At 67.1% G+C, this 10,552-nt stretch carries 7 protein-coding genes, 1 tRNA gene, 2 rRNA genes and 1 pseudogene (1 of these 11 running past the window's edge); 3 read left to right on the plus strand and 8 right to left on the minus strand.

Annotated elements, in window-relative coordinates; translation table 11 throughout:
• Positions 1 to 36 precede the first annotated feature (36 nt).
• The 3 genes and pseudogenes from QE401_RS15835 to QE401_RS15845 all read left to right on the plus strand — a co-directional run bounded on the left by QE401_RS15835 (position 37) and on the right by QE401_RS15845 (position 2,381).
• Positions 37 to 1,662 carry a bifunctional aspartate transaminase/aspartate 4-decarboxylase gene (locus tag QE401_RS15835; RefSeq protein WP_307139126.1) on the plus strand — a complete coding sequence of 542 codons (1,626 nt, stop codon included), beginning with the start codon at positions 37 to 39 and terminating at the stop codon, positions 1,660 to 1,662.
• A gap of 181 nt (positions 1,663 to 1,843) precedes the next feature.
• Positions 1,844 to 1,954, plus strand: a pseudogene (locus QE401_RS15840) (DinB family protein); the annotation flags it as partial.
• 61 nt (positions 1,955 to 2,015) lie between these two features.
• Complete coding sequence (locus QE401_RS15845; RefSeq protein WP_307139127.1) at positions 2,016 to 2,381, plus strand: DinB family protein; 366 nt, start codon at positions 2,016 to 2,018, stop codon at positions 2,379 to 2,381.
• Between the two features lies 1 nt (position 2,382).
• Here QE401_RS15845 and QE401_RS15850 read toward each other — a convergent pair whose 3' ends face one another.
• The 8 genes from QE401_RS15850 to QE401_RS15885 all read right to left on the minus strand — a co-directional run.
• The gene (locus QE401_RS15850) at positions 2,383 to 2,925 is read right to left on the minus strand and encodes a dihydrofolate reductase family protein (protein WP_307139128.1); all 543 of its coding nucleotides are present in this window, start codon (positions 2,923 to 2,925) and stop codon (positions 2,383 to 2,385) included.
• 62 nt (positions 2,926 to 2,987) lie between these two features.
• Positions 2,988 to 3,485 (minus strand): Lrp/AsnC family transcriptional regulator, encoded by a 498-nt coding sequence (locus QE401_RS15855; protein WP_307139129.1) that lies wholly within the window; start codon positions 3,483 to 3,485, stop codon positions 2,988 to 2,990.
• Between the two features lie 110 nt (positions 3,486 to 3,595).
• Positions 3,596 to 3,964, minus strand: coding sequence for a hypothetical protein (locus QE401_RS15860; RefSeq protein ID WP_307139130.1), 369 nt, complete (start codon positions 3,962 to 3,964; stop codon positions 3,596 to 3,598).
• Positions 3,965 to 3,968: 4 nt separating this feature from the next.
• The gene (gene gyrB, locus QE401_RS15865) at positions 3,969 to 6,425 is read right to left on the minus strand and encodes a DNA topoisomerase (ATP-hydrolyzing) subunit B (protein WP_307139131.1); all 2,457 of its coding nucleotides are present in this window, start codon (positions 6,423 to 6,425) and stop codon (positions 3,969 to 3,971) included.
• A 54-nt stretch (positions 6,426 to 6,479) separates the two neighbouring features.
• Positions 6,480 to 7,640 (minus strand): DNA replication/repair protein RecF, encoded by a 1,161-nt coding sequence (gene recF, locus QE401_RS15870; RefSeq protein ID WP_307139132.1) that lies wholly within the window; start codon positions 7,638 to 7,640, stop codon positions 6,480 to 6,482.
• Between the two features lie 83 nt (positions 7,641 to 7,723).
• Positions 7,724 to 7,797: transfer RNA gene (locus QE401_RS15875), tRNA-Met, on the minus strand.
• A 54-nt stretch (positions 7,798 to 7,851) separates the two neighbouring features.
• Positions 7,852 to 7,966 (minus strand): 5S ribosomal RNA (gene rrf / locus QE401_RS15880).
• Between the two features lie 123 nt (positions 7,967 to 8,089).
• A 23S ribosomal RNA gene (locus tag QE401_RS15885) occupies positions 8,090 to 10,552 on the minus strand (it continues 273 nt past the right edge of the window).

Raw genomic sequence — 10,552 nt, forward strand, 5'->3', positions numbered from 1 at the left:
CTCGCACCAGACGTCGCAACGGCAGGAGGCCGCTCCATGGAACCCCGTAAGGACGACTACGCCCAGTATGCGAAGCTCAGCCCCTTCGAGCTGAAGGACGAGCTGATCCGCCTCGCCTCCGGCAAGGCGAACCGGCTGATGCTGAATGCGGGCCGCGGCAATCCCAATTTCATGGCGACGCTGCCGCGCCGCGCCTTCCTGCGCCTCGGCCTGTTCGCCGTGTCGGAATCGGAGCTGTCCTATTCCTACATGCCGGTGGGCGTCGGCGGGCTGCCGCGCATCGAGGGCATCGAGGGCCGCTTCGAGCGCTTCGTCGCCGAGCATCGCGACCAGCCCGGCGTCACCTTCCTCGGCCGCGCGCTGAGCTATGTGCGCGACCAGCTCGGCCTCTCCGCCTCCGACTTCCTGCACGAGATGGTCGAGGGCGTGCTGGGCGGCGTCTATCCCGAGCCGCCGCGCATGCTGCGCCTCAGCGAGCAGATCGTGAAGCAGTACCTGGTGCGCGAGATGGTCGGCGGCTCGGTCTCGGGCGAGGGCATCGACCTCTTCGCGCTGGAGGGCGGCACCGCCGCCATGACCTACATCTTCGACAGCCTGCAGAAGAACGGGCTGGTGGCGAAGGGCGACAAGGTGGCGATCGGCCTGCCGGTCTTCACCCCCTATATCGAGATCCCCGAGCTCGACACCTATGCGCTGCAGGAGGTGCCGATCCATGCCGATCCCGAGCAGGGCTGGCAGTATCCGGATTCCGAGCTGGACAAGCTGAAGGACCCGGCGATCAAGGTGTTCTTCTGCGTCAACCCGAGCAACCCGCCCTCGGTGAAGATGGATGACCGCAGCCTGGCGCGGGTGGCCAGCATCGTGAAGGAGCACCGGCCCGACCTGATCATCCTGACGGATGATGTCTACGGCACCTTCGCCGATGATTTCCGCTCGCTCTTCGCCGTCTGCCCGCAGAACACCCTGCTGGTCTATTCCTTCTCCAAGTATTTCGGCGCGACCGGCTGGCGCCTCGGCGTGGTGGCCGCGCAGCGGGACAATGTGCTGGACCGCGGCATCGCCGCCCTGCCCGAGGAGACCAAGGCGGCGCTCGACCGCCGCTACGGCTCGCTGGTGCCGGATGTGCGCGCGCTGCGCTTCATCGACCGGCTGGTCGCCGACAGCCGCACCGTGGCGCTGAACCACACCGCCGGCCTGTCGACGCCGCAGCAGGTGCAGATGGTGATGTTCGCGCTGTTCGCGATGATGGATGAGAGCGACAGCTACAAGGCGGCGCTGAAGCAGCTGGTGCGCCGGCGCGAGGCGACGCTGTATCGCGAGCTGGGGCTGCAGCCGGAGATCGGGCCGAACGCGGTCGACTACTACACGCTGCTGGATCTGCGGCGGATCTCCACGCGGCTCTATGGCGAGGCGTTCGGCGCCTGGGTCACCGAGCGCTCCAGCTCCGGCGACATGCTGTTCCGCATCGCCGACCGGGCCGGCATCGTGCTGCTGCCCGGGCGCGGCTTCGGCACCCAGCAGCCGGCGGCGCGCGTCTCCCTCGCCAATCTCAACGAGTATGAGTATGCCCGCATCGGCGCCGCGCTGCGCGGCATGGCCGATGAGCTGCACCAGGAATTCCTGCGCCAGCACCCGCAGGAGGAAACGCCGAAGCCGGGCTGAGCGGCCGCGCCCGCCCCGGGGGTGCGGCTCGGCGCGCCGGGTCGCACCTCCTGCCGCCCGGAGCTGCCGCGGGCTCGCGCGGATGTCGCTGTCCCCGCCCCGCCGCGGCGGCGATGCTGCACGCCCCCGACCGGCGAGGACGGCCCCGATGAGCGAGTCGCTGCTGCTGCCCTACCGCGCCATGGCGCGCAACAATGGCTGGGCCAATCACCGCCTGCTGGCCGCCTGCCAGGGGCTGAGCCAGGCCGAGTTCACCGCGCCGCGCAGCGGCTTCTTCCCCAGCCTGCGCGCCACGCTGAACCACATCCTGATCATCGACCATTTCTACATCGATGCGATGGAGGGCGGCCGGCTTGGCCCCGCCGCCTGGGCCGAGCGCGAGCCCTGCGCGACGCCCGCCCGCCCTGCTGGCGGCGCAATCCGCCATGGACCGGCGGCTGATCGCGCTGGTCGAGGGGCTGGCGCCCGGCGAGCTGTCGCGCATCGTCACCATCCATCGCGGCCAGCGCGACCAGAGGGAGCGGCTGGACCGGCTGCTGCTGCATCTGTTCCAGCACCAGATCCATCATCGCGGCCAGGCGCATGCGATGCTGAGCGGCACCGCCATCGCGCCGCCGCAACTCGACGAATTCTATGCCGGGGAGGAGGCGCCGCTGCGCGCGGCCGACTTCGCCGCGCTGGGCTGGCGGGAGGAGGAGATCTGGCCGGTGCGCGGCTGAGCTAGGCCGCCACCACCCGGTAGCGGCTCTGCACCAGGCCCGAGGGGAAGGCGCGCGTGCCGAGATGCGCCAGTGCGATATCGCCGCCGCCGGTCGGCCCGAAGAGCGGCCTGCCGGTGCCGAGCAGCACGGGGATGCGGGTGAGCACCAGATCCTCGATCAGCCCCTCGCGCAGGAAGGCCTGCACCACCTGCCCGCCATCGACATAGACGCGGCGCTTCCCCTCCGCCGCCAGCGCCTGCATGGCCTGGCGCGGCGCGAGATCGGCGAAGCGCACCCGGCCGGCCAGCGCCGGCGGCACCGGCGTTCCGGCCAGGCGGCGGGACAGCACCAGCACCGGCCGGTCATAGGGCCATTCGCCCATGGCGGAGACCGCCTCAAAGCTGCCGCGCCCCATCACCAGCGCGTCGATGTCGCGGATGAAATCGTCATAGCCATGGTCCTCGGCCGGATCGTCGCGGCTGAGCAGCCAGGCGATGTCGCCATCCTCCCGCGCGATGAAGCCGTCCAGGCTGGTGGCGATGAAGACATGGCCGGTGATCATGATGCCCCTCCCTCCCCTCTCCCCCGGGGATGCGCGCCCGCCCGCCCGGGCCTGCCGGCGCGCTATTCATGCGGCGGGAAGAAGCGCTCCAGCGGGTAGTGCTGCCGCACGAAGGCGGTCTTGATGACGACATAGCTGAAATACTTCTCGATGCCGATATCCTGGGCCAGCAGCTGCTCGATGATGTCCTGGTAGTGCGGCAGGCCACGGGTGACGAATTTCAGCAGGTAGTCATAGCCGCCGGAGACGAGGTGGCATTCCATCACCTCCTCCACCGCGCGCAGCCTGGTCTCGAAGCGCTGGAAATCATGGCTGCGGTGGTCGGAGAGGGTAACCTCGGTGAACACCGTCTGGGTGTCGCCGAGCTTCTGCAGATGGATCTGCGCGCCATAGCCGGCGATGTAGCCAGCCTTTTCCAGCCGCTTCACCCGCATCAGGCAGGGGCTGGCCGACAGCCCGACCGCCTCGGCCAGGTCGACATTGGTCATCCGGCCATTCTTCTGCAGATGCGCCAGGATCCGCAGGTCGATGCGGTCGAGTTTCGGCAATCCTTGGACCATGGGGCACCCGTCGCAGCCAGGCCGGCCGATCCGCCGGACCCTGAATCAATGGGGGCGCGCGGCCGGCGCGGTCAATGCCCGGCCGCGTCCCCTCCGTCCCCCGCGGGCCCTCAGGCGCGGAAGGCGGAGGGCTCCGGCACGCCGAGCTCGGCGCCCTTGGCGTCGAAGGCGCGCTCATAGACCAGGGTGAGCACGGTCTTGTCCGCCTCGCCCTCGGCCGGGGCCAGCGCCGCATCGGCGCCGGCGGCGAGCAGCTGCGTCGCCTGCGCGGCGAGGCCGGCGCTGTGCATGGTCTCGACCAGCAGCCGCGCCTCGGTGCGGGCCAGCTCCTGCTCCATGGCGAGCGCCCGCTCGCGCGCCGCGTCGCGCTCCTGGCGCAGCGTGGCGGCGGCCTCGCCGAGGCGCGCCACCAGCGCCTCCAACTCGGCCAGGCGGCTCTCGGCCGCTCCCGTCATGGCGTGGTCCGGGGCGTGATCCATCCGCTCAGACGTCCAGATTGGCGACCTTGAGGGCGTTGCCGACGATGAATTCGCGCCGCGGCTCGACCACATCGCCCATCAGGGTGGAGAAGACCTGCTCGGCATCCTCCACATCCTCGATCTTCACCTGCAGCAGGGTGCGCGCGGCCGGGTCCAGCGTGGTCTGCCAGAGCTGGTCCGGGTTCATCTCGCCCAGGCCCTTGAAGCGCTGGATGGCCAGCCCCTTGCGGCCCTGCGCCAGGATGCGGTCGAAGGCGGCCAGCGGGCCGGCCACTTCCTGCGTGGGACCCTCCATGGCCAGCGTGGCGGGCGCGCCCCAGGTGGCGGCCAGCGTCTGCTGGCGCTCGGCCAGCCAGCGCGCCTCCGGGCTGCGCAGCCCGGTGGGGTCGATGCGGTGGCGCTCCACCACGCCGCGCACGGTGCGGCTCATCGCCAGGCCGGCGGCATCCGCCGTGACCTTCCAGCCGCGCTCGGTCGGGCGGGAGATGGCATCCAGCCGCGCGGCCAGCGTCGGCGCCGCGGCCAGGGCCCGGTCGGCATCGCCGGTCAGCGCGCCCGCGATCGCCGCCTGCTCCACCATCTCGGCCGGGATATTGGCCGAGAGGCGGCGGATGCGGTGCGCCGTCTGGCGCAGCCCCTCGACCACCTCGCGCAACGCCTCGCCCTGCGCCTCATGCCCATCGGCGAAGCGCAGCGTGGCGTTGTGCAGCGCCTTCTCGAGCAGGAAATCCTCGAGCGCGCGGTCATCCTTCAGGTAGCGCTCCTCCTGCCCGCGCTTGGCGCGGTAGAGGGGGGGCTGGGCGATGTAGAGATGCCCGCGCTGCAGCAGCTCCGGCATCTGCCGGAAGAAGAAGGTCAGCAGCAGGGTGCGGATATGCGAGCCGTCGACATCCGCGTCGGTCATGATGACGATGCGGTGGTAGCGCAGCTTGTCGGCGGAGAAGCCGCCGCGCTCCACCGGCCCGGTGCCGATGCCGGTGCCGAGGGCGGTGATCAGCGTGCCGATCTCGGCCGAGGACAGCATCTTGTCGATGCGCGCGCGCTCGACATTCAGGATCTTGCCCTTCAGCGGCAGGATCGCCTGGAAGCGGCGGTCGCGGCCCTGCTTGGCGGAGCCGCCGGCCGAGTCACCCTCGACCAGGAACAGCTCGCATTTGGTCGGGTCCTTCTCCTGGCAATCGGCCAGCTTGCCGGGCAGGGTCGAGATGTCGAGCGCGTTCTTGCGCCCCACCTTCTCGCGCGCCAGCTGCGCCGCCTTGCGCGCCGCGGCGGCGAGCACGACCTGGTCGAGGACCTGGCGCGCCTCCTTCGGATGCGTCTCGAACCAGTGGGAGAGCGCGTCGGCGACGGCCGCCTGCACCACCGGCTGGACCTCGGAGGAGACCAGCTTGTCCTTGGTCTGGGAGGAGAATTTCGGGTCCGGCACCTTGACCGAGATGACGGCGGTCAGGCCTTCGCGCATATCCTCGCCGGAGAGCTCGACCTTCTCCTTCTTGGCCAGGTCCTCGGCATATTTGGCGACGACGCGGGTCAGGGCCTGGCGGAAGCCGGCCTGGTGGGTGCCGCCATCGCGCTGCGGGATGTTGTTGGTGAAGCACAGCGCCAGCTCATGCGGGCTGTTGTTCCACCACATCGCCAGCTCGACCTGGATGCCGGTGCCTTCCTTGGCGCGCAGGCTGATGGCCGGCTTGAACAGCGGCTCCTTCGAGCGGTCCAGCCATTCGACGAAGGCCACCAGCCCGCCATCGAAGCGGAAGGCGGTCTCCTTCGCCGGCTCGCCCAGCGCCACGGGGCGGTCGTCGCGCAGCGTGATGGCCAGGCCGGAATTGAGGAAGGCCAGCTCGCGCAGGCGCTTCTCCAGGATGGCGAATTCGTATTCGGTGCGGGTGAAGGTGCCGGAGGAGGGCTTGAAGGTGACGCGCGTGCCGTTCGGATGGTCGGTCGGGCCCACCACCTTCAGCGGCTGCACCGTGTCGCCATGCTCAAACCGAAGAAAATGCTCCTGGCCGTTGCGCCAGATGGTCACGTCCATCCATTCGGACAGCGCGTTGACCACCGCTGCGCCGACGCCGTGCAACCCGCCCGAGACCTTGTAGGAATTCTGGTTGAACTTGCCGCCGGCATGCAGCCGGGTCAGCACGACCTCGGCCGCGGAGACGCCTTCCTCGGGGTGGATGTCGGTCGGGATGCCGCGGCCATCATCGGTGACGGTGACCGAGCCATCGGCGTTCAGCGACACGTCGCAGCGCGTGGCGAAGCCCGCCTGCGCCTCGTCGACGGCGTTGTCGATGATCTCGAAGGCCATGTGGTGCAGGCCGGAGCCGTCATCGGTGTCGCCGATATACATGCCCGGGCGCTTGCGGACGGCTTCCAGCCCGCGCAGCACGGTGATGGAGGCGCTGTCATAGGCGTCCGCCTGCGTCTCGGGGGCGGGGGACGGCGCGCGCGCGGACTCACTCATGCCGGCGGGAAACTCCTGCTCAGGACAGTCGGAAACACGGGATTTTCTAGCACTTTACGGCGCCCGGGACACGGGGAAATCGGCGCTTTCCAGCAGTGTCCCCGGCATGGCCGCGAAGAGTTGTGCACGGCCCTGGAGCGGGGCGAAGGGCGCCTCCTCCGTCCCCGTCAGGAAGCACTGCGCCGGCAGGGCGTCGAGCGCCGCGAACAGCGCAGCGCGGCGGTCGGGGTCGAGATGCGCCGCCACCTCGTCCAGCAGCAGCAGCGGCGCGAAGCCGCGATGCGCGGCCACCAGCGCCGCCTGGGCCAGCACGGTGCTGACCAGCAGCGCCTTCTGCTCGCCGGTGGAGCAGAGCTCGGCCGGGATCTCCTTGGGCAGCAGCACCAGGCGCAGATCGGTGCGGTGCGCGCCCTGGCGGGCCCCGCCGGCGGCGGCGTCGCGCGCCCGGTCGGCGGCCAGGCCATCGCGCAGCGCCTCCTCGACCGCGAGCGCCGGTTCTTCCTCCAGCGCCGCGGCGATGGGGCAGAGCAGCTCCAGCCGCGCCGCCGGGAAGGCGCCGGCGATGCCGGCCCTGAGCGTGGCATTGAGCTGGCCGCAGCTGGTGCGGCGGGCGGCGATGGCGGCCACCGCATGGCGCGCCATGGTGTCCTCCAGCGCCGCCAGCCAGCGGGCGTCGCGCCGCCCTTCGGCGAGCAGGCGGTTGCGCTGGCTCATGGCGGATTCGTAGGAAGCGACGTCGCGGGCATGGCTGGGCTCGCGCGCCCAGACCAGGCGGTCGAGGAATTTGCGACGGCCACTGGCGCCTTCCTGGAACAGCCGGTCCATCTGCGGGGTGAGCCAGAGGGCGGCGATCTGCGCCGAGAGCTCCGCCTGGCTGCGCAGCGGCGCGCCATCGAGGCGGAAGCCGCGCCGGTCGCTGGCCGGGTCCTGGCCGGTGCCGATGGTCATGGGGCCGGACGGGCCGTCGAAATGCCCGGCAATCGTCCAGGGGCGGCTTTCCTCCCCCTCCCGCCGCCCCAGCTCGCCCGCGCGGGCGTTGCGCAGCCCGCGGCCGGGGGTGAGGAGGGAAATGGCTTCCAGCAGGTTGGTCTTGCCGACGCCATTGCGCCCGGCGATGACGACAACCCCGGCCTGGAAGCGCAGATCGAGCTGCGCGTAGCTGCGGAAATCCTGCAGCATCAGGCGGGTCAGGCGCAGCGCGGGGGGGCTCGTCACGGCCGGGGAATTAGCACCGCGGGGGTACAAAAGCAAAACGCCGCCCTGGCTTGCGCGAGGGCGGTGCTTGTTCGGGCGATGGGATGCGGGGACAGGATTTGAACCTGTGACCTTCAGGTTATGAGCCTGACGAGCTACCGGGCTGCTCCACCCCGCGGTGGTGGGTTTGTTCCGTTCATGGTGGAAACCAAAAAGAAGGTCCGGCTTGGTGGCCTGGCGGCGACCTACTCTCCCGCGCCTTGAGGCGAAGTACCATGGGCGCTGGGGTGTTTCACGGCCGAGTTCGAGATGGGATCGGGTGTATCAACCCCGCGATGGCCACCAGGCCACCAAGCCGGATCTTCTTTTTGGGTGTGAACGGATGGTGTGTCTGATTTGGTGATGTGAGTGAGTGTGAGTGCGGATTGGTGCTGCGTGCGGTGTCGGTTTTGAGGCCGACAGCGATGGGAGAGATGAGATCGTTTGGGCTATTAGGACCGCTTAGCTGAGCCTGTTACCAGGCGTATACATGCGGCCTATCGACGTGGTGGTCTTCCACGGCCCTTGGGGAGACCTCGTTTAGAGGCTGGTTTCCCGCTTAGATGCCTTCAGCGGTTATCCGTTCCGTACTTAGCTACCCAGCGATGCTCCTGGCGGAACAACTGGTGCACCAGAGGTACGTCCATCCCGGTCCTCTCGTACTAGGGACAGATCCTCGCAAGTCTCCAACACCCATGGCAGATAGGGACCGAACTGTCTCACGACGTTCTAAACCCAGCTCACGTACCGCTTTAATCGGCGAACAGCCGAACCCTTGGGACCTGCTCCAGCCCCGGGATGCGATGAGCCGACATCGAGGTGCCAAACCTCCCCGTCGATGTGGACTCTTGGGGGAGATCAGCCTGTTATCCCTAGAGTACCTTTTATCCGTTGAGCGATGGCCCTTCCACGCGGGACCACCGGATCACTAAGGCCGACTTTCGTCTCTGTTCGCGCTGTCGCGCTCACAGTCAGGCGGGCTTATGCCTTTGCACTCAACAGCCGATGTCCGACCGGCTTGAGCCCACCATCGCGCGCCTCCGTTACCATTTGGGAGGCGACCGCCCCAGTCAAACTGCCCGCCACGCAGGGTCCTGGCCCCGGCTATACGGGGCTCAGTTAGATGCCAGAAAGGCGCAGGGTGGTATTTCAAGGATGGCTCCGCCGAAGCTGGCGCCCCGGTTTCATAGCCTCCCACCTATCCTACACAGCCCCTTCCTGGCACCACTGCGAAGTTGCAGTAAAGGTTCATAGGGTCTTTCCGTCTGACCACGGGTACCCCGCATCTTCACGGGGAATTCAATTTCGCTGAGCCCATGCTGGAGACAGTGGGGAGGTCGTTACGCCATTCGTGCAGGTCGGAACTTACCCGACAAGGAATTTCGCTACCTTAGGACCGTTATAGTTACGGCCGCCGTTTACCGGGGCTTCGGTTCGGAGCTTGCACTCCTCCCCTTAACCTTCCGGCACCGGGCAGGCGTCAGACCCTATACGTCATCTCTCGATTTCGCAGAGCCCTGTGTTTTTACTAAACAGTCGCCACCCCCTGGTCTGTGCCACCCACCGCTGGTTGCCCAATGGTGGGTCTCGCTTATCCCGAAGTTACGCGAGTAATTTGCCTAGTTCCTTCAGCATGGTTCTCTCAAGCGCCTCGGTATACTCAACCAGTCCACCTGTGTCGGTTTCGGGTACGGTCTATATGTCAGAGCTATTTCCTGGAGTGATCTGGCAGCCTCTCCAATCCGATAAGGAGAGACAACGTTTCACACTCGTCACTTCTGACAGGCCCAGGAATATTCACCTGGTTTCCATCGGCTACGGCTGTCGCCCTCGCCTTAGGGGCCGGCTCACCCTGCGCGGATTGGCCTTGCGCAGGAACCCTTGGACTTTCGGCGAGAGGGGTTCTCACCCTCTTTGTCGCTACTCATGTCCGCATTCGCACTTCCGATACCTCCAGCAAACCTCACGGTTCACCTTCGCAGGCTTACGGAACGCTCCGCTACCGCGCTCTTACGAGCACCCAAAGCTTCGGCACGTGGCTTGAGCCCCGTTACATTTTCGCCGCAAGACAGCTATTAGACCAGTGAGCTATTACGCTTTCTTTAAAGGATGGCTGCTTCTAAGCCAACCTCCTGGTTGTTTTGGCCGTCTCACATGCTTTCCCACTTAGCCACGATTTGGGGGCCTTAGCTGTTGGTCTGGGCTGTTTCCCTCTCGACAATGGACCTTAGCACCCACTGTCTGTCTGCCAGGTAGCACTCACCGGCATTCGGAGTTCGGTAGGGTTTGGTAGGACTTTGGGTCCCCCTAGCCCTTCCGGTGCTCTACCTCCGGCGGTGTTCGCCTGACGATCTACCTCAATAGATTTCGCGGAGAACCAGCTATTTCCGAGTTTGATTGGCCTTTCACCCCTAGCCACAGCTCATCCCCGACTTTTTCAACAGGCGTGGGTTCGGCCCTCCAGTAGGTGTTACCCCACCTTCAGCCTGGCCATGGCTAGATCACTCGGTTTCGGGTCTTCTGCCTGCAACTCGGCGCCCTGTTCGGACTCGCTTTCGCTGCGCCTACACCTAACGGCTTAAGCTTGCTGCAAACAGAAACTCGCGGACCCATTATACAAAAGGTACGCCGTCACTCCACGAGGGAGCTCCGACTGCTTGTAGGCGTTCGGTTTCAGGTCTCTTTCACTCCCCTTGTCGGGGTGCTTTTCACCTTTCCCTCACGGTACTTGTGCACTATCGGTCACCAAGGAGTATTTAGGCTTAGAGGGTGGTCCCCCTATGTTCAGACAGGGTCTCACGTGCCCCGCCCTACTCAAGGATCTTTGCAAGTCTTTCGCCTACGGGGCTATCACCCGCTCTGGCCAGACTTTCCAGACTGTTCGACTGAACTTG

This window comes from Pseudoroseomonas cervicalis (assembly GCF_030818485.1).
Lineage (GTDB): Bacteria > Pseudomonadota > Alphaproteobacteria > Acetobacterales > Acetobacteraceae > Pseudoroseomonas > Pseudoroseomonas cervicalis_A.

Bases quoted from the DNA above. Each gene is read 5' to 3' on its own strand.
- QE401_RS15835 (WP_307139126.1), top strand. From the start codon at position 37: ATGGAACCCCGTAAGGACGACTACGCCCAGTATGCGAAGCTCAGCCCC.
- QE401_RS15850 (WP_307139128.1), bottom strand. From the start codon at position 2,925: ATGATCACCGGCCATGTCTTCATCGCCACCAGCCTGGACGGCTTCATC.
- QE401_RS15855 (WP_307139129.1), bottom strand. From the start codon at position 3,485: ATGGTCCAAGGATTGCCGAAACTCGACCGCATCGACCTGCGGATCCTG.
- QE401_RS15860 (WP_307139130.1), bottom strand. From the start codon at position 3,964: ATGGATCACGCCCCGGACCACGCCATGACGGGAGCGGCCGAGAGCCGC.
- gyrB (WP_307139131.1), bottom strand. From the start codon at position 6,425: ATGAGTGAGTCCGCGCGCGCGCCGTCCCCCGCCCCCGAGACGCAGGCG.